The 23,976-nt window shown below is 71.6% G+C and carries 22 protein-coding genes; 11 read left to right on the top strand and 11 right to left on the bottom strand.

The features are described from left to right. Window positions 1-32 precede the first annotated feature (32 nt). Entirely contained in the window at window positions 33-788 is a 756-nt protein-coding gene (locus IQ210_RS28740; protein WP_322656902.1) for a hypothetical protein, read from the top strand. A gap of 59 nt (window positions 789-847) precedes the next feature. Here IQ210_RS28740 and IQ210_RS28735 read toward each other — a convergent pair whose 3' ends face one another. Continuing rightward, complete coding sequence (locus IQ210_RS28735) at window positions 848-1,234, bottom strand: VOC family protein (protein ID WP_194082062.1); 387 nt, start codon at window positions 1,232-1,234, stop codon at window positions 848-850. 20 nt (window positions 1,235-1,254) lie between these two features. After that, the gene (locus IQ210_RS28730) at window positions 1,255-2,376 is read right to left on the bottom strand and encodes an ABC transporter substrate-binding protein (protein ID WP_194082061.1); all 1,122 of its coding nucleotides are present in this window, start codon (window positions 2,374-2,376) and stop codon (window positions 1,255-1,257) included. Between the two features lie 165 nt (window positions 2,377-2,541). Between IQ210_RS28730 and IQ210_RS28725 the strand changes: the two genes are divergently transcribed. The 6 genes from IQ210_RS28725 to IQ210_RS28700 all read left to right on the top strand — a co-directional run bounded on the left by IQ210_RS28725 (window position 2,542) and on the right by IQ210_RS28700 (window position 8,185). Beyond that, entirely contained in the window at window positions 2,542-3,138 is a 597-nt protein-coding gene (locus tag IQ210_RS28725; protein WP_194082060.1) for a TetR/AcrR family transcriptional regulator, read from the top strand. Between the two features lie 138 nt (window positions 3,139-3,276). Beyond that, window positions 3,277-4,197, top strand: coding sequence for a peptidoglycan-binding protein (locus tag IQ210_RS28720; protein ID WP_194082059.1), 921 nt, complete (start codon window positions 3,277-3,279; stop codon window positions 4,195-4,197). Window positions 4,198-4,271: 74 nt separating this feature from the next. Then, window positions 4,272-6,182 (top strand): SMI1/KNR4 family protein, encoded by a 1,911-nt coding sequence (locus IQ210_RS28715; RefSeq protein ID WP_194082058.1) that lies wholly within the window; start codon window positions 4,272-4,274, stop codon window positions 6,180-6,182. Between the two features lie 249 nt (window positions 6,183-6,431). Beyond that, a complete protein-coding gene (locus IQ210_RS28710; protein WP_390897511.1) occupies window positions 6,432-6,965 on the top strand; it encodes a SigE family RNA polymerase sigma factor in 534 nt (177 codons plus the stop codon). 12 nt (window positions 6,966-6,977) lie between these two features. Next, window positions 6,978-7,703, top strand: a complete 726-nt coding sequence (locus IQ210_RS28705) for a hypothetical protein (RefSeq protein ID WP_194082057.1) — start codon at window positions 6,978-6,980, stop codon at window positions 7,701-7,703. A gap of 41 nt (window positions 7,704-7,744) precedes the next feature. Further along, window positions 7,745-8,185 (top strand): OsmC family protein, encoded by a 441-nt coding sequence (locus IQ210_RS28700; protein WP_194082056.1) that lies wholly within the window; start codon window positions 7,745-7,747, stop codon window positions 8,183-8,185. A 17-nt stretch (window positions 8,186-8,202) separates the two neighbouring features. Here the strand turns inward: IQ210_RS28700 and IQ210_RS28695 are convergent, their stop codons facing one another. The 6 genes from IQ210_RS28695 to IQ210_RS28670 form a co-directional block, all read right to left on the bottom strand. Further along, window positions 8,203-10,008, bottom strand: coding sequence for an RICIN domain-containing protein (locus IQ210_RS28695; RefSeq protein WP_194082055.1), 1,806 nt, complete (start codon window positions 10,006-10,008; stop codon window positions 8,203-8,205). A gap of 29 nt (window positions 10,009-10,037) precedes the next feature. Beyond that, window positions 10,038-12,164, bottom strand: coding sequence for a beta-galactosidase (locus tag IQ210_RS28690; RefSeq protein ID WP_194082054.1), 2,127 nt, complete (start codon window positions 12,162-12,164; stop codon window positions 10,038-10,040). Window positions 12,165-12,196: 32 nt separating this feature from the next. Further along, on the bottom strand, window positions 12,197-13,126 hold the full coding sequence (locus IQ210_RS28685) for a carbohydrate ABC transporter permease (protein WP_194082053.1): 930 nt from the start codon (window positions 13,124-13,126) through the stop codon (window positions 12,197-12,199). Continuing rightward, on the bottom strand, window positions 13,123-14,001 hold the full coding sequence (locus IQ210_RS28680) for a carbohydrate ABC transporter permease (protein ID WP_194082052.1): 879 nt from the start codon (window positions 13,999-14,001) through the stop codon (window positions 13,123-13,125). The genes IQ210_RS28685 and IQ210_RS28680 overlap by 4 nt, the downstream gene beginning before the upstream one ends. A 1-nt stretch (window position 14,002) precedes the next feature. Then, complete coding sequence (locus tag IQ210_RS28675) at window positions 14,003-15,394, bottom strand: ABC transporter substrate-binding protein (protein WP_194082051.1); 1,392 nt, start codon at window positions 15,392-15,394, stop codon at window positions 14,003-14,005. A gap of 330 nt (window positions 15,395-15,724) precedes the next feature. Next, a complete protein-coding gene (locus IQ210_RS28670) occupies window positions 15,725-16,792 on the bottom strand; it encodes a LacI family DNA-binding transcriptional regulator (protein ID WP_228048475.1) in 1,068 nt (355 codons plus the stop codon). A 221-nt stretch (window positions 16,793-17,013) separates the two neighbouring features. Between IQ210_RS28670 and IQ210_RS28665 the strand changes: the two genes are divergently transcribed. Beyond that, the gene (locus tag IQ210_RS28665; RefSeq protein WP_194082050.1) at window positions 17,014-17,469 is read left to right on the top strand and encodes a DUF6153 family protein; all 456 of its coding nucleotides are present in this window, start codon (window positions 17,014-17,016) and stop codon (window positions 17,467-17,469) included. 93 nt (window positions 17,470-17,562) lie between these two features. Further along, window positions 17,563-19,110 carry a multicopper oxidase family protein gene (locus tag IQ210_RS28660; RefSeq protein ID WP_194082049.1) on the top strand — a complete coding sequence of 516 codons (1,548 nt, stop codon included), beginning with the start codon at window positions 17,563-17,565 and terminating at the stop codon, window positions 19,108-19,110. Window positions 19,111-19,115: 5 nt separating this feature from the next. On the opposite strand, the gene IQ210_RS28655 is transcribed toward IQ210_RS28660, so the two are convergent. The 3 genes from IQ210_RS28655 to IQ210_RS28645 all read right to left on the bottom strand — a co-directional run bounded on the left by IQ210_RS28655 (window position 19,116) and on the right by IQ210_RS28645 (window position 21,321). Beyond that, window positions 19,116-19,637 carry a mycothiol transferase gene (locus IQ210_RS28655; protein ID WP_194082048.1) on the bottom strand — a complete coding sequence of 174 codons (522 nt, stop codon included), beginning with the start codon at window positions 19,635-19,637 and terminating at the stop codon, window positions 19,116-19,118. An 11-nt stretch (window positions 19,638-19,648) separates the two neighbouring features. After that, window positions 19,649-20,293 carry a dihydrofolate reductase family protein gene (locus IQ210_RS28650; protein ID WP_194082047.1) on the bottom strand — a complete coding sequence of 215 codons (645 nt, stop codon included), beginning with the start codon at window positions 20,291-20,293 and terminating at the stop codon, window positions 19,649-19,651. Between the two features lie 104 nt (window positions 20,294-20,397). Then, a complete protein-coding gene (locus IQ210_RS28645) occupies window positions 20,398-21,321 on the bottom strand; it encodes a LysR substrate-binding domain-containing protein (protein WP_194082046.1) in 924 nt (307 codons plus the stop codon). 120 nt (window positions 21,322-21,441) lie between these two features. On the opposite strand from IQ210_RS28645, the gene IQ210_RS28640 reads away from it, so the two are divergent. Beyond that, on the top strand, window positions 21,442-23,145 hold the full coding sequence (locus tag IQ210_RS28640; protein ID WP_194082045.1) for an NAD-dependent malic enzyme: 1,704 nt from the start codon (window positions 21,442-21,444) through the stop codon (window positions 23,143-23,145). A gap of 106 nt (window positions 23,146-23,251) precedes the next feature. Next, window positions 23,252-23,968 carry a YoaK family protein gene (locus tag IQ210_RS28635; protein WP_194082044.1) on the top strand — a complete coding sequence of 239 codons (717 nt, stop codon included), beginning with the start codon at window positions 23,252-23,254 and terminating at the stop codon, window positions 23,966-23,968. Window positions 23,969-23,976: the final 8 nt, after the last annotated feature.

The raw sequence follows: 23,976 nt of genomic DNA, 5'->3' as shown, positions 1-23,976 counted from the left end.
ACAGCTCCCCGGCACCGCGTCATACTCCACGGGTGACGACGCAAGCCATGGAAGAGGCGCGGAACTGGCTCGCCCAGCAGGGGGTGACCCAGGTTGCCGACGGATGGATCTCCGCCGCTACTCCCGACCAGCTGCTCACCGCCGGTCAGGTCGCGCACTCCTTTGCTGGGGACGTGTTCACCGACGACTACCTGGACCTGGCCGGCCAAGTGCGGCTGGCCTTCGGTCTGCTGGACCTGCTCGACGAGTACTGGGTGACGTGCGAGATCCGGATGGCCCACCTGGGCACGGACGGGCCCCTGCCCGCCGAGGCGTTGTGGGACGGCTACCGGCGGCGACTGGAGGCCGACCGGGACGCGGAGGCCGTCACGTACTCGCTCTGGGTCGATTGGTTCGAGGACCGCGCCACCGTGGAGACGGCGTTCGGTGAAGTGCTCGGGCACGACGTCGACCGGGTGGTGGCCGAGGGCTCGGAAGCCCAGCTGCGCCGGGCCGGGCGGGTGCTCGACTGCTCGGCCCCGGTGCCGTGGCCGGTGAAGGCGACCGCGTACGACACCGCCGTACGGCATCCCGCGCTGCACCCGGCACTCTTCAGAGGCCTGCTGGCCGGGTACCACGACGTCTACGGCGACCTGGAACCGGCCGCCGCGCTGGCCCTCCTGGAGCGGCTGCGGTTGCCGGCGGGCACCGCGCATGTCGAGGAACTGCGCTTCGTACTCGCCGCGGGGCATGCGAACCACCGGCGCGAACCGGGTGCGTGGGACGAAGCCGTCCGGGTCTGTTCCTGACCCGGGCGACCACCTTCGCGTCGAGGAGCCGGCTGCCGCCGGTCACTGCGGCGCGTGCGTCAGGGGTTTACGGCGGCCCGGTCGGAGTCGCTGCGCAGGACGCAGAACTCGTTGCCCTCCGGATCGGCAAGGACCGCCCAGCCGGAGCCGTCGGGTTCGCGGTGATCGGCGACGAAGGTGGCGCCGAGGTCCAGCAGCCGGTCCACCTCCTGATCGCGCGAGGTCTTGGGGCGCAGGCACAGGTGGACGCGGTTCTTGACCGTCTTGGGCTCGGGCACCTGGTTGAAGTACAGCACCGGGCCCTCCGCCGCCAGCTGCACCTGAGTCTCCCGGCTGCCCGGGCCGTCCTCAGGATGCAGCGGCCGGCCGGTCACCCTGCTCCAGAACCGGGCCAGCTCATAGGCGTCCGCACAGTCGATCGCGACGTTCTGCACCACCGAAACCATGACCGCGAGCCTTCCCGGTCTCAGCCGGTGCGAAGCACCCGGAAGCGATCAGGCTCCGCCGGATCGCGGTCCACGACCTGGATCGGCGCCCAGGTCCACTGCCGGACGCCGATGCCCGGTGCGCGGGAGAAGCTGATGGGGCCGCGGGTGCCCTCGACCGAGACGCGTGGCCAGGACGCGGCGATGGCCGCCCGGTCCGTGCCGCCGGCGCGCAGCGCGTCGGCGAGGACGACGATCGTGTCGTAGCCCTCGAAGGCGACGAAGGACGGCGCGGCGGCCAGTCGTGCGCGCAGGTCGGCCTCGACGCGTGTCCCGAGCGGGGTGAGTCGCTCGGGCAGGTAGCGCAGGAACGGGATCGCGGTGCCGTCGGCGCCCAGCGCCGTCGCCCATGAGGCGAACTCGGGCTGTCCGGCCGGAGCGCCGAGCAGGACCCCGGCGAGGCGCGGGTCGCGGCGTACGGCCTTCACGATCGGCACGGCCGGTTCCGGGTGGCCGACCAGCAGGAGAAGGGCTGTCGCGTGCTCGTCGAGGAGGGCGTCGCACACGGCGTCGGGGGTGAGCCCGGTCATGTCGAGTTCGACGACCGCGCCGCCGTGCGCGGAGAAGTGGTCCCGCAGGACACGGGCGCCGGTCGCCCAGTAGACGCTCGGCTGGGTCGCCACGGCGATACGGCGGTGGCCCGCGTCGAGGAGGTGGTCCGCGTAGACCCGCCAGCCGCGCGACTGCGGCGGCGACAGGCGTGCCACCCACTCCGTCGGCTGCTCGGTGAGCGCGTCGAGCACGGCCGACGAGCAGAGGTACGGCAGCCCGAGGGCGTCAGCCCGGGTGGCCGCGGCGCGGGCGACGACGCTGTGATACTCGCCGACCAGAGCGGCCGCCCCCTGACCCGCCAGCTCGTCCACCGCCGCCGCGGCCTTCTCCGGATCGGCCGCGGTGTCCCGCACCACGAGTTCGAGCGGCCTGCCGGCGATCCCGCCCGCCGCGTTGACATCGTGAGCGGCCAACTCGAGCCCGGCGAGCAGGTGTTGGCCCGCCTCGACCCAGCCGGGCGGGGTGAGCGGGGCGAGAACGCCGATCCGCACGGCGGTTCCGTCGTTCGGCCGTGCCGTGGACGGCGACGGTGATGGCGTCGTCGTATTCATCGTTGGTGTTCCCCCTGGAGGCTCTGCGTTCGGATGCGACTCCACGATGATCTACGACAGGGACTTAGGCCCATGTGCCCAGGCCGCCTCGGACCGAGGACCGGTTCCTCTCCCTGACCGTGTTGCTAGCTTTGGCACCGGGGCAGGGAAGCCGCGAGGAGGGCGATGTCCGACGAGGCCGCAGGTGAGCGGGCCGACGCCGCCCGCAACCGTGCCCGGCTGCTGGAGGCCGCCGCCGGGCTGGTGGCCGAGCGCGGAGCCGAGCAGGTGACGATGCACGCCGTCGCGGAGGAGGCGGGGGTGGGCAAGGGCACGCTCTTCCGCCGGTTCGGCGACCGCACCGGGCTGCTGCTGGCCCTGGTGGACGAGGTCGAGGCGGACTTTCACGAGGCGTACACCTACGGCCCTCCTCCGCTGGGGCCGGGCGCACCGCCGCGCGACCGGCTGACGGCGTTCGGCTGTGCCCTCATCGAGCGCATCGCCGACGACACCGACCTGGGACCCGCCCTCGGGCGCCAGATTCCCTGCGGACAGCGCCATGCCTCGCACTTCGGCCAGGCCTTCGCCCACCACGTCGCCTCCCTCTTGCGGGAAGCCGGTGTCGAGGGCGATCACGACTTGCTCGCCCACGCCATGCTGGCGTTCGTCAACCTCGAAACCCTGGACTACCTGCGCAACGAACCCGGCGTCACCACCGAACGTCTCCAGAACACCTGGCGGGACCTGGTCCGGCGGGTGACCGCAGCCGACGAGCTTCGCTGAGAGCTCTCGCCCGCTTCGCGGGGGCGATGGCTGATTCTCGGCCGTACGGACGCCGGGATTCCGATCATCGAACTGTTGTGCAGGTTGTGTGTGTCATTTCTGTCTAGACTCTGGCTCTCGTACGGAGAGGGAGCACGAGTGAGTGAACAGGCGGGCCCCGTCTGCCCGGAGTGCGGAACGGCCCGGGCCGCGGACGGAACCCCGGCGTGCGACTGCACCCGCCGTGCCTCGGACGCTCACCGTGCGGTGCGTACGGCGGAGGCCGCGGCCGCGGAGGACTTCGATCCGGTACGCATACGGCCGTTCGTGGAGGTCGGCGACGACGGACCGCCCGCCGCAGAGCATGCCGAGAGTGATCCGGCGCACGAACCGACCGGCAGTGTAGGGGAGTTATCCGCGCCTCAAGTGCCCGTGCCGGCGAGCACGGACGAGCCGGATCGAGCCCCGGACCGTGATCCCGCCGATTCCGCACGGCGGCGGCGACGGACTCTGACCGCCGCCGGACTGGGAGCCGCCGGAGTCGTCGTACTGACGGGATGCCTCGTCGGCGGGCTCTTCTGGTACGACAGCCCCGAGCGCGACGGTTCCCTGTCCGGCGGCGTGCGCGCGGGCCTCCCGGACGAACGGCCCTCGGCCACCGGCTCCTTGTCCCCGTCCACCTCCCAGGCGGCGTCCCCCACGCAACCGTCCCCCTCCGCCACCGTCTCGGCGGGCGCCTCCTCCAGCGCGGGCCCGGCCACCCCGACCGGCTCCACCACCCCGACAGAGACCGCGTCCGGCGCCGCCCCCAGCGCCACCGGCGGTGGCCCCACGCCGAGTTCCTCCGGAGGGCAGGCCCCCGTCCTCCGCCCCGGCGACAAAGGGCCGGAGGTGACGGAACTCCAACTCCGCCTGAACCAGGTCGGCTTCTACAGCGGCGAGGCCGACGGCACCTACGACAGCCAGGTGGAGAGCGCCGTGCGCGGCTACCAGGTCACCCGCGTGGTCCTCGACGACGAGTCGGGCGTGTACGGTCCGAAGACCCGGGCGGCCCTGGAATCCGAGACCTCGGAGCCGTGAGGCACGGGAGGTTCTGAGCCGCCGGCGTCGGACGAGCGGCCCTGTTGTCAGTGGTGGCTGGCAGCATCGTTCTCATGGCGGACATGATCGAGGACTGGCGGCCGTTCCTGGAGCGGTGGAGCCAGGAGTGGGCGGACGCGCAGGAGTTGGACGCACCTGCCGACGAGCGGAACGTGGCGGACGAGGAGCCCGCGCGAGCGCGATGGCTGGGGTTCCCCGCCGCGTCCGAGGAGCGGATAGCGGACCTTGAGGAGCGACTCGGACACCGACTGCCGCCGTCGTACCGGACGTTCCTGGCGGTGACGGACGGCTGGCGGCACGCGGGCGGTTTCGTCTGGCTCCTCGCCGGCACCGGGCAGGTGCGGTGGCATCAGGACGAGGCGGGCCTGTCCGAGTCCTTCCCCTTCGAATCAGAGAACCTCACGCCGGAGGACGAGCTGCTGGCCGGGATGTGGGGCCGGGCGCTGCAACTCGACGTCGAGTCGGACATGGTGTATGTCCTGCTGGACCCGGGGGACGTGGACGAGGACGGCGAGTGGGCCGTGTACTCGTACGCGTCGTGGCGCGCGAGTCCTCCCGAGCGGTACCCGTCGTTCCGGGCGTGGATGGAGGACATGTACCGGGAGTTCCACAGCCTCCAGGTGGACCGCTCCCGGCGGGCCGGGACGGAGTTCGTCAACGCGACGACGCGGGCGCTGGACGACTCGGTCGACACGGCCCGCCTGGACGCCCTGGCGGGCCGGTACGAGCAGGCCGCGACGGCGTTGGCGGAAGCGGGCTCGCACGGCAGACCCCGGGCGGGCGGGCTGCGCGACCAGATCCGCCGGCTGCTGGGGGAGACGTATCTGGTGTCCTTCCAGGAGCTGGCGACCGACCCGCGGTACGCGCGGGAGCTGGTGCCGGTGCTGGCGGCCGAGAACGTGCGGATGAACCGCGAGGACCGGACACTGACCGCACGGCTGGGGACGCTCCCCGATGTGGATCGGGTCGCGGTGGAGGAGGCCGTGCGGCAGGTGGGGGCCGGCACGTACCGGTACACGCCCGAGGGGCCCTTCGGTGACGCGGTCGATCAGGCGCGGGAACAGGCCCGTTGGGGCGAGACGGACGCGGCCTGGCACACGCTGCGGGCCGCACTGCCCGGGTGGCGGCCCCTCGGCCCGGACCACCTCGCCCCCGTGGGCCTGTACGCCGACCGTCTCCTCGGCCCCGTCATCACGGCGGAGCGCGGCCGGGAACTGCTGGCCACGCCCCGCGCCGGGCACAGCGGCGACACTCCGGAGCCCACGCCCGACCTTGATCCGCCGGGCCTGGCATGGCTGACGGAGGTTCAACCCGGCAACCCGCTCGGGTCGTACCGCTTCCTCCTCGTCGAGGGGGTGGAACCGGCCGACCTTCCGGGCCGCATCGGCGCCGACGAGAGCGCCGTGCTGGAGGAGCCGGCGATGGTGTGGGAGTCCCGTATGCGGCCGCGCGGCGGCCAGGGCAGCGCGCCGTGGGCGGACGAGGCCACGACCTCGGTCGGCCGGGCGGGCCGGGGCTGGAGCTTCGCCCTCCAGGCCCACCCCGGCGCCTCCTTCGACGAGCGGTGGTTCGTCTCCCCGGGCGTCGCCGCCTCGCGGGGCACCCGGGTGGTGACGGTGTGGAGCGAGCCGTTCGACGGACAGCGCCGCGGCGTCTTCCATCTGTCGGTCGCCGAGAACGGCGAGGAGACGTACGCCTTCACCGTCCGCCGCGACACCACCGACAGCCGCGGAGCCGTGCCGGGCGCCCTGGACCCGCACCGGCTCTTCCCGGCGGACGAACCTCGTGACCAACGCCTGGGCGAGCGGCGCGCGTTGGAGTCCGTGGCCGCCGAATTCGGTGTCCACCTCCCGAGGTTCGCCCTCACCCAGGGACGGCTGCACACCCTCCGCACCCGCTCCTGGCGCCGCGCGCCTGGCCCCGGGGAGGGGTACGTGACGGTCGGCATCGTAGGGCGGCCTTAGCCGGCTCCCCAGCGGTCGGTCGCGTGCGCGGCCCGAATTCGTCGCGCATGCAACCTGAGGCCTTCGCGAGCGGTGTTACAGGGAGGAGCTCACGCGCGCCTGACCAGCGCGCGGCAGTGGACGGAATCGGGGGAACTCAGGGTGCGTGCGACGACCAGCACTTGTACGCCCACCGCCGATCGAAGAGAGGCGGTGCGGGACGTGGACGGGGAATCGGGGGACGGCGCGGGAGGGGGTGGCGAGGCGGAGCTGCCGCGGGACGATCTGCGGGACTTCGAGACCTATGCGGCCGTGCGATGGCCCCGGCTGCTGCGCACCGCCTACCTGTTGACCAACGGCGACCATCACGAGGCGGAGGACCTCGTCCAGGTCACGCTGGCGAAGATCTATCTGCGCTGGTCCCACATACGCACCCTGGACGCACCCGACCAGTACGTCCGACGTGCCCTGATCAACAACAACACCACCCGGCAGCGCAAACGACGGGTCGTGCAACTCCTCACGCCCCACCTGCCCGAACAGCGCAGCCCCACCGGTGACGCCGGCCGGCCCGACAGCTACGACACCCGGTCGGAGCTCTTCGCCGCCCTCGCCACCCTGCCGCCCCGGCAGCGGGCCATCGTCGTGCTGCGCTACTGGGAGTGCCTGAGCGAACAGCAGACGGCACACATCCTCGGCTGCTCGGTCGGCACGGTGAAGAGCCAGGCCAGCCGGGCGCTGAAGAAGCTGCGCTCCAGCGCGGCGCTGTCCGAGTACGCCGCCACCATGACGCACGGGGAGTAGGGAGTGTCAGACATGGAGACCGACCTCTCGCCGCGGCCGCCGAAGCCCGAGCTGCGGCGGATGCTGGACGAGGCAGTGAGGGGCTGCGCGCCTCCGGCGTTCCCGAGGGAGGGGATCGTGCGCCGGGCGGCGGCCATCAGACGGCGCCGCAGGGTGGCGGCCGTCTCCGTGGCCGCGCTGCTGCTGATTCCGGTGGCCGGCAAGCTGGCCCTCGACCAGGACGCCACCTCCTCCCGCACCGTCAGCACCGCCGACTCGCCGACCCCCCTGCCGTCCCTCTCGTCCGAGTCGGGCGACGCCCCGTCGCCGGTCCGCGTGGTGCGCCCCGGGGAGCGGATCGATGTCGGACTGGGCATGTGGTACCTGCTGAAGGAGCGGGAGTACTGCCCCAAGCACCCGCTGGACCCCGAGCCGACCTGTGTGGGGCCGGTGGACGTGGAGGATCCGGGCGGCGCCGTGCCCATGACCCTCGACTGGTACTCGTTCCCGAAAGGAGTGGTGTCCGTGTTCGTCTACACCGGGAAGACTCCCGCCACCCGCATCACGATGACCCAGCAAGGCCGGACCACCGTCCTTCCCATCGTCCGGCTGCCCGGACGGCCCTCGTTCGTGAGCTCGTACGCCATCAGCGCGCCGGTGAGCGAGGACGAGCGAAAGAGGCTGGTCCGGCCGTCGAACGGCCCCCTCTTCCGCGTCTACGGAGCCGACGGCGCGGAACTCGCGGAAATGCGGCAATGACGAACGCCGCGCACGTGCGTCGTACCCGTAAGGTCGACGGCATGACCGACAACCCCCTGCGCACCGTCACCGTCGAGCGAACCAGCACCGGCCACTTCACCGCGACCAACACCCGCGGCGGCACCATCAGCTTCGGCACCGGCTCGGGTGCCGACGGCGACACCGAGTTCACCCCGGTCGAGTTGCTGCTCGCCGCGATCGGCGGCTGTACGGCCGTGGACGTCGACATCGCGACCAGCCGGCACGCGGAACCCTCCGAGTTCTCGGTGACGGTCGCCGGCAACAAGGTCAGCGACGACCTCGGCAACCGGCTGACCGACCTCACGGTCACCTTCTCGGTCGCCTTCCCCGAAGGAGGGGGCGCCGATCGCGCCCGGGCGATCCTGCCGAGGGCGGTCAAGACCTCCCACGACCGGCTCTGCACGGTCAGCCGCACAGTGGAGATCGGCACGCCGGTCACGGCAACGGTCGAGGAGGCCTGACCCCGCCCCGAAGAGGGCTACTTGGCGAGCTTCCAGTCCTGCGAACCGTCCGTCGCCGCGTTCTGGAGGGTGAGGGGGGCGTCGGCGGACGCGCCGGTCAGGTACAGGCTCGGGTTCTTGACCGACTGGAGCCGGTAGAAACCGTCGGCCGTCTTGATGAGCTTCCAGCTGCCGGTCGGGCTGTTGTCGACCCACTGGCCGATGCGCTGTCCGGCGGTCGCGTTGCCCGTCCAGATCGCCGCCGCCCGGCCGCCCGACTTGTTCAGCAGACTGACGCCGCCGTTCGGCTCGGTCACCACATGCCAGTACTGGGTGTCCGGGTTCGCGGCGGAACCGGCCTTCTCCAGCCGTACGTCGGGGACGTCGCCGTTGCCGAGGTTGGCGTCGTTGGTCTTGTTCCCGGTGCCGATGACCTGGCCGGTCGTGCGGTTCACCAACCGGTAGTAGGTGCCCGCCGAATGGCCCAGGTCGACCTCGGCGAAGGCGATCGTCGACGTGCCCTGGTTGTTGAGGATCGCGACGCGGCCGGTGCCACGGACGTACTGGAGGTTGCGGCTGTACCCGGCCGGCGAGGTCGTCTGGTACTCCTTCCACAGCCCGTCGGCGCGCCCGCTGTCGTTGACCCAGACGTCGCCGCTGCCGGCCGCGTTGTAGACCAGGCGCCCGCCGGGGAGCCGGATGATCACGGGGCTGCCGCCGGTGGCGAGCGGACGGCTGCCGGGGTCGACCGGCAGCGAGGTGATGGCACCGTCGGTGGTGGAGCCGGCGTAGAACTTCAGCGGGTCGTCGGCGAGCCGGTACCGGATGTTGGCGCCGCCGCCCCAGTACTCGTACGTCAGCAGCCACTTGCCGTCCGTCGTCCGCACGACGTTCGTCATCCCCGGCCGGCCACCACCGATCTCCGTCTTGCCGCTGCCCATGTCCTGCGTCAGACCGGGGACATCGACGACGGGACTGCTCCAGCGGGTGCTGCGGCCGTCCCAGGTCTTGTGGACGAGGATCTGCCCGTGCGAGTCGGGTGCGGTGTCGTTGGCCGGGTCCAGGGTGGGGACGCCGGTGACCGGGTCGAAGCCGGTGTAGTCGTTCTCGTCGGAGTAGTAGCAGACCAACCGGCCCTGGTGGACCATGAGATACGGCTCCCAGAGCGGGTCCACCTGCCGGGTCGTGTTGGCCGTCGCGACGTTCCGCCCGATCGCGCCCGCGCTGCCGCCCTGCCAGCCACCGGTCGCGATGACGTTGACGACACGCCAGGTCACGCCGTCGTCGGTGCTGGAGTACAGGGCGATCGCCATGTCGCTGCGGTCGCCGTCGTTGGACGGGACCCAGTTCGGGTCGGCGGCCTTGTGCTCCTGGTAGTAGGCGTCGTCGCCCGAGACCACACTCGCGAGCAGCAGCGTGCCGCGCCGCAGGGTCCCGACGTCCTGCGGGAGGACGTAGAGGTAGGGGTTCGTCCAATTGCTCGTGTACTTCGCGTACTTGGGGTCGTTGGAGAGGTACGCCGGAGCCTTCACCTCGGACAGCTGCTGCCACGAGGTGCCGTCGTCGTCGCTCTTGTAGACGGGCAGCGTCTGCCGGTCCGCGGAGCCCGTGGCCGGCACGACCGTCGACTTCTCGAACGAGGCGACCAGCCGTCCGCTGGGCAGCTGAGCCGACTTGGGGTAGACGGCGCAGTTGCCGCGCCCCTTGAGGCAGGGCTCGTCGCCGAGTTGGTAGAGGATGCCGCCCGTCGGGTTGTACGCCTGGGCACTGGCCATGGGCAGGGCCAGCATGGCCGACGCGGCCAGGACGGTGCCGAGTGCCTGGGCCGGTCTTCTGCTGAGCATGTCTTCTCCTCGAGGTCGGGTCGGTGGGGTCAGGCGACCAGGACGCGGACGTCCCACGGGCCGAGGTCCAGTGCGGTCCCGGCGGGGACGGCGGAACCGGTCAGGACGTCGGTGAGGTCCACGGGGGCCTGGACGACGGCCGGTTGCCAGTTCCAGTTGTGGACGACGTGGACGCGGCGGCCGTCGGCGGCCGTTCCGGTGGTCGCGGTGACGGACGCCGGGAGGTCCCGCCAGGCTCCGGGCGCGGCCGGGGCCAGCCAGGCGGCCAGTTCGCGGGCGAAGGCGCGGCCGGGGACGGTGCCCACGCAGGTGATACGGCCCGCGCCGTGACGTCGGGTGGTGGCCGCGGGCCAGCGGCCGAAGTGCGGATGGTCGTAGCCGGCCAGCACGTCGGCGTCGGCGACGGTGAGGCCGTCCGCCCAGCGGGTCGCCGTGGCGTCGGCGGGCAGGTGCAGCGGGCTGCCGGGTGCCGGGCGCACCGGGATGTCCTGGGCGAGGTTGCTGAACTCGTCGTAGGAGACGCCCGCGTGCTCGGCGAGACGCCCTGGGGCGCGTTCGGCGCGGGCGCGTGCCTCGTGGTCGGCGTAGCCGGTGCGCGGGCCCAGGACCAGATGGCCGCCGGCGTGCGCGTAGGCGGCCAGCCAGTCCAGGGTCGAGTCGGCGGCGAGGTACAGGGCCGCGACGACGAGGACGGGATGGCGGCGTACGGCCTCCTCGGGGGCGAGTTCCTCCCGTTCGCCGCGCGGGTCGTGCAGCCGGCGGGCGTGGACGATGCGGACCTGGCGGCCGGCCTCGAACGCGCCGCGGTAGAACGGGTCGAAGAAGCGGTGGTAGGCCGCCGGGTCCGGGCTGCCGTCCGGCTGGGACAGCGGCGGGTACTTCTGCATCAGCCACTTGCTCGGCGTCGAGTACACCATCGTGATGTCCGCGTCCGGTTCAAGACCGGCGACCAGCGGACCGGCGGTCTCGAACTCGGCGCCCAGACGGGCGAGTTCGGCGTACGTGCGCCCCGGCCGGCCGGTGTGGGGCAGGATGCCGCCCCAATAGGTCTCGGCGCCGAAGTGCAGCGTGTGCCAGTGCCAGTACTCGATCATGCGGGCGCCGCGGGCGACCAGCGCCCAGGCCGCCTGGCGCCACTGGCCGTCGTAGGCGGGGCGGTTGTCCCAGGGGAAGCCGATGGAACCGGCGTTGGTCTCGGTGACCAGGAACGGTTCCTGGCGGGAGGAGAACATCCAGTCGGCGGTCTGGTACAGCGCCCACACGCCGGTGGTCTTCCAGATCTGCTCGTGCCCGTCGGGCGTCGGATCGGGCAGCAGCAGGCCGTCCTGCATGTCGTAGTAGGGGTTGCCGGAGGCGATGTCGAGCCGGTCGGTGAGCTCGTCGTCCTCCACCCCGGGTCGGGTGTAGGAGATGCAGGTGGTGACGAACTGGTCCTCGGCGGCGTACTCGCGGACGATGTCGGCCTGCCAGCCGATGAACTCGGTGACCTGCCGCGCCTGGAACTCCCGCCAGGCGACGTCGTACTGGGGCTGCTGGTTGCCGTCCGGCGTCCACAGGTCGGCCCACGTGGACAGACGGTGGGACCAGTAGACCAGCCCCCATTCGCGGTTGAGGGTCTCGATGTCGCCGTACTTTTCCCGCAGATGGTCGACGAAGCGCTGGAAGACGCCGTGGTTGTGGAACAGGTGCAGGCCGGGCTCGTTGTCGACCTGGAAGCCGATGACCGCGGGGTGGCCGGCGTACCGGGCGACGATCTTGCGGATGACGCGCTCGGCGTGGAAGCGGAACGCCGGGTGGGTGAAGTCGACCTCCTGGCGTCCGCCCCAGCCGATCCGGTCGCCGGTGCCGGCCTCGCCGGTGATCTCCGGGTACTGGCGGGCCAGCCACGGCGGCACCGCGTACGTGGGGGTGCCGAGGACGACGGAGATGCCGCGCTCGTGGGCGCCGTCGAGGACGGGCTGGAGCCAGTCCAGGTCGAAGCGGCCGCTCGACGGCTCCCAGGTCGACCACACCGACTCCCCGACCCGGATCACGGTGACATGGGCGTCGGCCATCAGGTCCAGGTCGGTCTTGAGGCGTTCGGCGGGGCGGTCGTAGGGCTGGTACTCGTGGTAGTACGCGGCGCCGAACAGGACGCGGGCAGGCAGAGCCGCCATGAAGGAATCCTCCGGAGGATGGGGTGTGGGGGTCACTGCTTGACGCCGCCGGCGGCCAGGCCGCTCTGCCAGTAGCGCTGGAGCATCAGGAAGGCCACGACGAGTGGCACGATGGAGAGCAGCGAGCCGGTCACGACGAGCGCGAGCATGTCGCTGCTGGCTCCGGCGCCGCCGTTCTGGGCCTGCGCGGCCCAGGAGGCCAGGCCGACCGTGATCGGGTACAGATCGGGGTCGTTGAGCATGATCAGCGGCAGGAAGTAGTTGTTCCAGGTCGCCACGAGCGTGAACAGCAGCACCGTCACCAGGCCGGGGCCGAGCAGTCGCAGGGCGATGCGGAAGAAGATGCGGGCCTCGCCGGCGCCGTCGATGCGGGCGGCCTCCAGGAGGCTGTCCGGGACGGCGTCGGCGGCGTAGATGCGCATCAGATAGAGGCCGAACGGGTTGACCAGGGACGGCAGGATGATCGCCCACGGGGTGTTGACCAGGCCGGCTTTGGCGAACAGCAGGTAGGTCGGGATCGCCAGGGCCGTGGTCGGGACCATGACGGCGCCCAGGACCAGGTTGAAGGCGAACCGGTCGCCGCGGAAGCGGAACTTGGCGAACCCGTACCCGCCCGCCGCCGCGAGCAGGGCCGCGCCGACCGCGCTGACGACGGCGTACAGCACCGTGTTGAGCAGCCAGTGCACGAAGACACCGTCGTCCTGCGTGAACGTCTCCTTGATGTTGGTCAGCAGCTGCGGGGCGTGGGAGAACCACAGGCCGAAGCTGTTGAACAGGTCCTGGGTGCTCTTGGTCGAGGCGATGAGCAGCCAGAACAGAGGGAGCAGGAAGTAGGCGAGCGCGGCCAGCATGGCGATGGTCAGCGGGGTGCTGCGGCGCGAGCGGCGCCGTGCCCTGCGCGGGGTGGGCTCGGGTGCGGCGGCCTTGGGGGCGGCAGTGGCCGTCGGGGTCGTGGTCGTCACGGGGTCCTCCTGCGGTTCGCGGTGAGCAGGACGGCGTAGGAGGCGATCACGATGACGAGGCCGAGGAGGAAGGAGACCGTGGCCGCGTAGTTGACCTGCTGACCGGTGAAGGCGAGGGAGTAGGCGTAGAGGTTGGCGGTGTAGGAGGAGCTGATGACGTCCGGGGCGATCTTCATCAGCAGGTTGGGTTCGTTGAACAGCTGGAAGCTGCCGATGACGGAGAACAGCAGGGTGAGCAGCAACGCGGGCCGCAGCGCGGGGAGTTTGACCGACCAGGCGATGCGCCAGGCGCCCGCTCCGTCCATCGCGGCCGCCTCGTACAGCTCCTGGGGGATGGTGCGCAGCGCCGCATACAGGATGATCATGTTGTAGCCGACGAACTCCCAGGTCACGATGTTCGCGAGGCTGCCGAGCATCCAGCCGTCGCTGAGGAAGTCCGGGGCGGGCAGCCCCAGATCGCGGCTCAGCTGGGCGAACGGGCCGAAGTCCGGCCCGTACAGATAGCCCCACATGAGGGCGGCGACCACGCTCGGCACGGCGTACGGGACGAAGATGCCCAGCCGGATCACCCGCGCGAGCCGCAGCAGGCCGCTGTCCAGGGCGAGCGCGAACAGCAGCGCCAGCAGCAGCATCAACGGCACCTGGATGACGAAGAACAGCGCCACCCGGCCCACGCCGTGCAGGAGTTGGGGATCGCGCAGGGCCTGGGTGTAGTTGTCGAGGCCGACGAAGACGTTGCCGCCGATGAGCCGGTTCTGGAACAGGCTGAGGTAGGCGGCGTAGCCGAGCGGGGCGAGGAAGAGCAGCAGGAACAGGGCCAGGAACGGGGCGACGAACAGGGGTCCGGCCGCCCGGCGGCGGCGTACGGCGGTCATCTCAGCTCCCCTTGACGGTGAAGCCCTGGTTCTTGGCGTACGTCGTCATGCGCGACTGCCAGCTGCCGAGCGCGCGGACGGTGTCGGTGTGGTCGGCGAGGGACTTGCCGACGGTCTCCGTCCAGTCGGTCGCCGCCTGGTCGAGGAACGGAGGCCACTGGAAAGAGGAGTTGACGGTGGAGCTGATGTCGGCGAAGACCTGGTTGACCTTCTGGCCGCCGTAGAAGGAGGGTGTGTCCCCGACGAACTCGGCGTCCGTGAGCAGGGCCTTGGTGGCGGGGAAGAAGAACTGATCGGTGGCGAACATCTTCGCGCTGGCCGGGTCGCTGTTGAGGAACTGCGCGAACACGGCGGCGGCGATGGGGTTCTTGGTGGAGCGGATGACCGCGGTCGTGGAGCCGCCCCAGTTGCCCGAACTGGGCTTGGCCGCGTCCCACTGCGGCAGCGGCGCCGCCCGCCACTTGCCGGCCGTGGCCTTGGCGGAACCGGACAGGAACACCGGCCCCCAGGCGGCGGTGATCCAAGTGGCGTACTTGCCCTTGTTCAGGGCGGCGTACCAGGAGTCCGTGAAGTCGGGTTCCACGCCGATGACGCCCTCCTTCGCCAGGCCGCCCCAATAGGAGCCCAGCTTGCGGGAGACGGCGTCGTCGACGCTGATGGTGAGGTCGCTCTTGCCGGAGGAGGCGTACGGCTTGGCGCCCGCCTGCCAGAGCAGACCGTGCCAGGCGGCGACCTGGTTGGCGGCGAGGTTGGTGAGGTAGACGTCCGGGTCCGCCTTGTGCAGCTTGCGGGCGGCGGCCGCGAACTCGTCCCAGGTGGTGGGCACTTCGATGCCGTGCTCGTCGAAGATGTCCTTGCGGTACAGCATGCCCATCGGGCCGGTGTCCTGCGGTATCGCCCAGATCTGGCCGTCAGCTCCGCTGACCTGGCCCCAAGTCCAGTCCACGAACGTCGACTTGAGTGCCGCGGCGCCGTACGGGCGCAGATCCAGCAGGCTGTCGGTGATCGTGAAGGTGGGGATGGCCTGGTACTCGATCTGCACCATGTCCGGGGCGCCGCTGCCGGCCTTCAGGGCCGTCCGCAACTTCGTGTACTGGGGCGTGCCTTGACCGGCGTTGACGACCTTGACCTTGACGGCCGGGTACTTCTTCTCGAACAGGGCGACTTCCTTCGCGATGTTCGGGACCCACGTCCAGAACGTCAGCTCGGTCGGCGTCGTCATCGCCTTGTCGATGTCGGCCTGGGCGACCGGCTTGGCGGCGGCCGTGGAGCCGCCGGAGTCGCCGCCGCCGCACGCGGTCAGGGCGGCGCCGAGCGACAGGGCGCCCGTGGTGCTGAGGAACAGCCGACGGCTCATCGGCGAAGGGGTGGACGCGGAGGCGAAGTTGGGCATGGTGAACTCCCGCCGGAGGCGAAGATGGCGGCACGCCTGGCGAGGGCGTGCGGGGGCATGGTGGGGTGCGGCGCGTCGAGGAGCGCGCACGGGTCGGCCGGGGCGCGGAGGCCGGAACACGGCCGGGCGGTGCGTACGGAGTCAGGGGGAGGCCGGCGCGTGCGTCGCGTTCCGTGGAAGTCGCTGTCGCGGCCGGGCGGGGCGGGTCGCGGAAGGCCGGGGGAGACCCGGGGGTGCGGCCCGTCGTGTGCAGGTGCGGCTCGGCGTCGTCCGGGGCGGGGTCCCGATGGTGCGGATGCCCGGGCGGAGGTGCCGGAGGTCAGTCGGCGGTCACTGCTCGGTGGCGCGGCCTCCCTTCATGAGCGGCCCGCTGGACGCCCGGACGATGAGGTCGACCGGTGGGTCGGCGGCCGGCAGCTGTGTCGCGTCCGGGTTCTCGATGGCGTGCACCAGACGCTTGAGCCCTTCCTGGGCCACGGTGTCGAAGGGCTGGCGCACCGTGGTCAGGGGAGGCGTCACATAGGCGGCGACGGGAATGTCGTCGAAGCCGACGACACCGACGTCCTGCGGCACCCGCCGCCCGGCCTCGGTCAGGGCCCGGACCAGACCGATCGCCATGTCGTCGTTGGCGGCGAACACGGCGGTGACCTCGGTGTCCCGGGCCAGTTCCCGGCCCGCCGCGTATCCCGACGCGGCCGACCAGTCGCCCTCGATGACCTCGGGCACGGTCCGGCCGTGCGCGATCAGCGCGGACCGCCACCCCTCCAGACGGTCGCGGGCGGCGTACCACCGCTGTGGACCGGCGAGGTGATGGACCGTCATATGTCCGAGTTCCAGGAGGTGTTCGGTGGCGGCCCGGGCCATCGGTCCGGCGCCGCCCCCCGCGGTCAGCACCAGGGGCGCGGTCACCGGTGAGGGCGCGCCCAGCACGAGGACGGGTACGTCGACGCGCAGGGGTGTCTCTCCCGCGGTGCCCTCCTCCTCGATCGGCTCGGAGATGACGATGCCGTCCACGCCCTGGTCGAGGAGTGAGCCGACCGCGCCGGCGACGCCTGCCGGATCGCCTTCCATCGTGTTGACCACCCGGAGCGCGTACCCCATGTCCCGTACGGCCCGCTCGACGCCCATGAGCAGTGAGGCGGGACCGTACAGGGCGGTGCCCAGCGTGACCACTCCGATGGAACGGGTGCGTCCCGAAGCCAGCGCCCGGGCGGCGTTGTTGCGCCGGTAACCGAGCTGCTCGGCGGCGTCGAGGACGCGTCTGCGCACGTCGGCGGAGACGTACGGCTCGTCGTTGAAGACCCTGGAGACCGTCTTCTGCGAGACCCCGGCCAGCCGGGCCACGTCCACGCCGCTGGGCGCCGCGGAGTTCCCGCCGCGCTTCGTCCCTGGCGCCATGTGTGTCTCCCGTCGACCGTTTCCGGCTGTTTCGACCACTTGATCGAAGTCCGACTGCCGCAGGCATCCTTTCAATGACTGCGCAGTCATGTCTACGCGGACATGTCTACGCAGTCATACGGGAGTCGTCAAGGGTTCGGGACGGATCAGGCTTCCTCCGGTGGGCCCCGGCGTGCGACGGCCCGGCCCCACCATTACCCCCTCCGGGTATATTGGCGGCGATGACGATGACAGTGCGGGGAACCTCCACCCAACGGAACCGTGCCCGGCAGGGCGTGGGCCGTGTGGTGTGCGCCGCTGTCGTCGCCGTGCTCGCGGCACTCGCCGTGCTGGCCCATCACGAGCTGTCCGCCACGCCGACCGCCGGGCACGTCATGACCATGTCGGCCGGCGATATGGCCTCCGTTGCCGGGCATCGGCACGGTCGTACGGTCGGACAGGCCGCCCTCAACGGTGTACCGCAGGTCGGCGGAGTGGATCGGGCCGCCTGCTCGGGGACGGCCATGCAGCACTGCTCGGCCGCCGGCCTCGAGGTGGTGAAGCTCCGAGCGCCCGTGGAGACACCGGTGCTGTGGAGTCCCGCCGAGGCCGAAGCCGTCGTCGGGGTGCCTGAAGCCACCAGCACGGTGGAGCGCGCACCCCCGGACCTGTCCGTCCTCTCCCAGCTGCGCATCTAGGCCGTGCCCAGCGGCTTCCTCGCGCCTGCACATCAGGCCGCGAAGCCCTCCGGCACGCCACCTTCCCTCTGCGCACCTGAGATCGAGGACCCCATGAACAGCATCCACCGCCGCTCCGTCCTGCTCGCCGGACTCGGCGCCGCGGGCGTCGGCGCGCTCGCCGCCTGCACGAGCGACTCCGGTACGACCCCCGCCGCCCTGGTCGACCCGTCCGGCCCGGCGGTCGCCGCGGCCGAGAAGCAGCGCAAGGGCACCGGCAGGGCACACCACGTGAACCTCACCGCCGCCCCCGCCGTGCTCGACCTCGGCGCCGGGATCACGGCCAAGAGCTGGGCCTTCAGCGGCCGCGCCCCGGGCCGGGAGATCCGCCTGACCGCCGGCGACACCCTGGCCGCCGAACTCTCCAACCAGCTGCCCGACCGGACCGCGACCTCCCTGCACTGGCACGGCATCGCCCTGCGCAACGACATGGACGGCGTCCCTCCGGTGACCCAGCGGACGGTCCGCGCGGGCGCCAACTTCACCTACCGCTTCATCGCCGACGCGCCGGGCACGTACTTCGTCCACCCCCATGTCGGCGTCCAGCTCGACCGCGGCCTGTACGCGCCGCTGATCGTGGACGACCCCCGGGAACCGCTGTCGTACGACGACGAATGGGTCGTCGTCCTCGACGACTGGGTCGACGGGGTGACCGGCACCCCCGACGAGGTCCTCGCCGAACTCCGGCAGGGCATGGGCGGGATGGACATGGACGGCATGGACATGGGAGAGGCTTCTGCACCTCCGTCAGGCGGCATGTCGATGAGGTTCATGCTGATGGGCGCCGAGAGCGCGCTGCTCGGCGGCGACGCCGGAGACGTCAAGTACCCGTACCACCTGGTCAACGGGCGCGTCCCCGCCGACCCCGAGGTCTATCGGGGCAGGCCCGGGCGGCGGGTCCGGCTGCGCCTGATCAACGCGGGCGGCGACACCGCGTACCGGGTCGCGCTCGGCGGCCACCGGATGACCGTCACGCACACCGACGGCTTTCCGGTCGAGCACCAGCAGGTCGACACCCTCCTGATCGGGATGGGGGAGCGGTACGACGTCCTGGTCACCCTCGGCGACGGGGCCTTCCCGCTCGTCGCGCTGGCCGAGGGCAAGGACGCCACCGGCATGGCCCTGGTCCGTACGGGATCGGGGGCCGCGCCGAAGGCGACCGTCCGCCCGAAGGAACTGGACGGACGGATGCTGACGGCGTCCGAGCTGCGCGCGGCCGACGACGTCCGACTGGCGTCCAGGAAGGTGGACCGGGTGCACCGCGTCGAGCTGAGCGGCGGCATGGCCAAGTACAACTGGACCGTCAACGGCAAGGCGTTCGACATGGACGACCCGGCCGCGCACCCGCTCACGGTCGAGGAAGGGCAGCGCGTCCGGCTCGACTTCGTCAACAGCACGCAGATGTGGCACCCGATGCATCTGCACGGGCACACCTACCAGCTCGACGGCGGTGGCCCGCGCAAGGACACCGCCGTCGTGCTGCCGAAGAAGAAGCTCTCCGTCGTCTTCGACGCCGACAACCCCGGCCGGTGGATGCTGCACTGCCACAACGCCTACCACGCGGAGGTCGGCATGATGGCACTGGTCGCCTACCGGGACTGATCGTTTCAGGTCAGGACCAACCAGCGGCGGCCGTCGATGAGTTCGCGGGCCGCGTCGAGATGTCCGGCGTGGCACGCGGTCTCGGTGATGACGTGCAGCAGGACGTCCCGCAGGGTATGGAGGTGCGGCTCGCCGAACAGGTCGTGCGGCCACCAGGCCAGGGCGGCGCCGGCGGGGGTGGCGGCGATGACCTCGTCGGCGAGTTCCGCCTCCCGCCGGTAGCCGTCGAGCACGTCGGCCGCCGGTACGCCGGGGGCCACCCGCCAGGCCTCGTCGCCGCTCGGCAGACCGCGGATCACCTCCTCGTCCCCGGCGACGACGGCCCGGAACCAGAAGCGCTCGACGTCCAGCGCGAGGTGCTGGACCATCCCCAGGCAGTGCCATCCCGAGGGCAGCACGGGCCGTCGTAGCGCCTCCTCCTGTTCGGCTCCGTCGATGCCGTCGAGGATGCCGAGCACATGGCGTCGCTGGGAGTCCAACACCCGGAGGAGGACGCTGACTTCGCTGTCCTGAACGTGTGGGGGCATCGGCCGTCCCGTCACTTGCGCCAGAGGAGGTGGTGGGTGACGCCGCTGGAGCTGGGCACGACCTCCAGATGGAAGCGGTCCCGCAGGTCGTCCGGGGAGTCCCACAGCCGCAGTCCCGTCCCGAACTTCACCGGCGCGACGGCCACATGGAGGCTGTCGACGAGGTCGGCGTCGAGGAACTCGCGGACGGTGGTGACCCCGCCGCCGAGCCGGACGTCCTTGCCCTGCGCCGCTTCCCGCGCCAGCTCCAGCGCGGTGGCGGGGTCGGCGTCCACGAAGTGGAACGTGGTGTCGGAGAGGGTGATCGAAGGGCGCGGGTGGTGGGTGAGCACGAACACCGGGGTCCGGAACGGCGGTTCGTCACCCCACCAGCCGCGCCACTGGTGGTCCTGCCAAGGGCCGCGCTGCGGGCCGAACTTGTTGCGGCCCATGATCTCGGCGCCGATGTTGTGCCTGAAGTCCCGGGTGAAGTAGTCGTCCAGGCCCCGGCTGCCACCCGGGTCGGTGTGGTTGGGCCAGCTCGCCGTCGCACCCGCCCAGGAGAACAGCCGTTCCGCCCCGTCGAGGCCGAACGGGTTCTCCAGGCTCTGGTTCTCGCCGGCGGCGACGCCGTCACTCGAGACCATGAAGTTCTGTACGCGCAGTAGCTGTGCCATGTGTTCCTCCTGAGGCGTCGACGACGGTGGGGAGACTCTGCCCGCCACCGAAACTCATCGCCGATTCCGCGATCAGTCGGAAAAGAGTCGGAGCGGGTGTCTGCTCACTGCTCCTGCGCGGACACGTGCTCCTGCTCCGCGACCGCCGCCGCGTGGTCCAGGGCGTGGTCGATGAAGCGCAGGGAGTTGGCCGGCAGGGTGCGGGACGTCAGCCAGGCGATGCCGATGTCGCGGGTGGTCTCCACGTCGGTGACCTGGAGGTAGCGAGGGGCACGGCGGCCGGAGGGCGCGGCGGAGTGCGGGCGGGGCAGGAGCGAGACGCCGAGGCCCGCCGCGACCAGGCCGCGCAGCGTGGCCACCTCGTCCCCCTCGAAGCCGGCGCGCGGAGTGAAGCCGGACCTCCGGCACAGCGCCTCGGTGACGGCCCGCAGCCCCTGTTCGTGCCGGAGCATGATGAACGGCTCGTCGGCGACCTCGGCCAGCCGCGCCCGGCGGCGCTGGGCCAGCCGGTGCCCCGGCGGCACGGCCAGCCACAGCGGCTCCACCAGCAGGCGCCGCCAGGTCACCAGCGCATGGCCGGGGTCCTCGGCGGTGAGCAGCAGGTCGGCCGTGCCGTCCAGCAGCGTCTGGAGGAGCACCGCCTCGCTGCCCTGGCGCAGTTCGAAGCGGGCGAGGGGGAACCGCTCCCGGTAGCCGGTGATCAGCGACGGCAGCAGCCAGGTGCCCAGGGAGTGCAGGAACGCGAGCGGGATCAGGCCCGACTCCGGCGACACCGTCTCCCGCACCGCCCGCAGCCCGTGGTCCAGCCGGTCCAGTACGGCGTCCACGTGCTCCTTGAAGACCTGCCCCGCGGGCGTCAGCCGCAGCACCCGGCCCACCTGCTGGAAGAGCTCGGCTCCGACCTCGCGCTCCAGCCGCCGCAGCGCGCGGGACAGGGCCGGCTGGGTGAGATGCGCCTCCGCCGCGGCCTGCGTCACGGTCGCGCCCTCGGCCACGGCGCGGAACGACCGGAGTACCTGCACGTCCATGGAACCGATGCTATCGGCGCATGCATTTGGACGTATCCAGGCATTGGACGCATCGAATACGGCAACACGACGATGGAACCCGAGCCCCAGAACCTCTTCACCCCTTCAGGGAGAACGACGATGAACACCCGGTGGAACCCGCAGACCCGAGGCTTCGAGACATCGGCCCGCGGCCGGGCCGTCCTCGCCGATCCCCGGCTGAACCGCGGCACGGCCTTCACCGCACCCGAACGGCGCGCCCTCGGCCTCGACGGTCTCATCCCGCCCCGCGTGCTGACCCTGGACCAGCAGGCCGACCGCGCCTACGGGCAGTACACCGCGCAGCCCAGCGACCTCGCCAAGAACGTCTACCTGACCGCCCTGCACGACCGGAACGAGGTCCTGTTCTACCGGCTGGTGAGCGACCACCTCTCCGAGATGCTGCCCATCGTCTACACCCCGACCGTCGGCACCGCCATCGAGCGCTACAGCAACGAGTACCGGCGCCCGCGCGGCATCTACCTCTCCGTCGACGCACCCGAGGACATCGAACCCGCGCTGCGCGCCTCCGGCCTCACGGCCGCGGACGTCGACCTGGTCGTGGCGACGGACGGCGAGGCCATCCTCGGCATCGGCGACTGGGGCGTGGGCGGCATCGACATCTCGGTCGGCAAGCTCGCCGTCTACACGGCCGCCGCCGGCATCGACCCGGCCCGCACCCTGGCCGTCGTCCTCGACGTCGGCACCAACCGCGAGCAGCTCCTCGACGACCCGCTCTACCTGGGCAACCGCCACCCCCGCGTGGACACCGAGACCTACGACGCCTTCATCGACGCCTACGTCACCACCGTGAGCCGGCTCTTCCCCGACGCGCTGCTGCACTTCGAGGACTTCGGACCGGCCAACGCCCGCCGCATCCTCGACCGTTACCGTTTCGAGCGGTTCGTCTTCAACGACGACATCCAGGGCACCGGCGCGGTCAACCTCGCCGCCGTCCTGTCCGGCGTCCGCGCCAGCGGGCTGCCGCTGCGCGAGCACCGCGTCGTCGTCTTCGGCGCGGGCACGGCCGGGATCGGCGTCGCCGACCAGCTCCGGGACGCCCTGGCCGCGGACGGACTCGGCCACGAGGACGCCACCCGCCGCTTCTGGGCCGTCGACCGGTACGGGCTCCTCACCCAGGACCAGGACGGCCTGCGCGACTTCCAGCTCCCCTACGCCCGCCCCGCCGACGAAGTAGCCGACTGGCAGCGGGATGACAAGCTCGGCGGCATCCCGCTGGAGGAGGTGGTCCGCCAGGTCCGCCCCACCGTCCTGATCGGCACCTCGGGTCAGGGCGGCGCCTTCACCGAGACCGTCGTCCGCGCCATGGCCGAGCACACCGACCGCCCGATCATCCTGCCGATGTCCAACCCGACCCGGCTCGCCGAAGCCGTCCCCGCCGAGCTGCTCGACTGGACCGACGGCCGCGCCCTGGTCGCCACCGGCAGCCCCTTCGAGCCCGTCACCCGGGACGGGGTCACCCACCTCATCGGCCAGGCCAACAACGCGCTGGTCTTCCCCGGCCTCGGCCTGGGCGCCGTCGTCGCCCGCGCCACCCGCGTCACCGACGGAATGCTCGCCGCCGCGGCCCACGCCGTCGCGGCCCAGGTCGACCCCACCGCACCCGGGGCGGCCATCCTGCCCCTCACCGACGAACTGCGCCGCACCTCCACCGCCGTGGCCGTCGCCGTGGCCCGCGCGGCGGCTGAGGACGGGGTCGCGCGTACGACGATCGACGCGACGATCGAGGAACGGGTTCGCGAGGCCATGTGGGAGCCGGTGTACCAGCCGGTGACCGCGGTCTGAGAAGCGACGGCGAGGCTCGGAAACGGACGACGACAGTGATAGCCGGTGCACGGCCCGGTGACCGCGGTCCGAGAGGCGGTTCCGAGGCTCGGAAACGGACGACGACATGAACTGCCGTACCCGGCCGGAGACCGACCGCCCCGCGCCCCTGCTGCGCAGCGCCCTCGTCGCCGACCCCCGGCACGACTGGCTCCCGATACCGCTGCTCGTGCTCACCCTGCTCAGCGGAGTGATCGACGCCGTCAGCCTGCTCGGCCTCGGCCATGTGTTCGTGGCCAACATGACCGGCAACGTCGTCCTCGTCGGCCTGGCGCTGAGCGGTGCGCCGGGGCACGCGCCGACCGGCCCGCTGATCGCCCTCGGCGGTTTCGTCCTCGGGGCGCTGCTGATCCGCGCGGTGCCACCGCGCCGGGTCAACTCCCGTACGTTGCTTGCCTTGTGTGCGGCGACGGAGTCCGTCCTCCTCGCCCTCGCCGCGGTGTCCGGCGGCGCTCGCTCCGTCCAGGTGCTCCTCTGCGCCGTGGCGCTCGGCATGCAGAACGCGGCCGTCCGGCGGGTCGGCATACCGGAACTGACGACCACGGTCATGACCGGCACCCTGACCGGCCTCATCGGCAGCCGCGCCGCGGAGCGCACGGCGTCCGGCGACCTTAGGCGCACCTTGAGTGTCCTCACCCTGCTGGCCGGGGCCGGACTCGGGGCGCTCAGCGTCCGTCTGGTGGGCACGCAGGGGACGCTCCTCGCGGAGGCGGTGTTGGCGGCCCTGGTCGCGCTGTCCGTGTCGGCGAGGCGTGCGGTCCTGCGGCGGTTGATCACGCCGTGAGGCCTGAG

The sequence above is a fragment of the Streptomyces justiciae genome (assembly GCF_015163075.1).
GTDB classification, from domain to species: Bacteria; Actinomycetota; Actinomycetes; order Streptomycetales; family Streptomycetaceae; genus Streptomyces; species Streptomyces justiciae.
The sequence above is the reverse complement of the archived record's forward strand: the minus strand, read 5'-3'. Positions and strand labels throughout refer to the sequence as shown.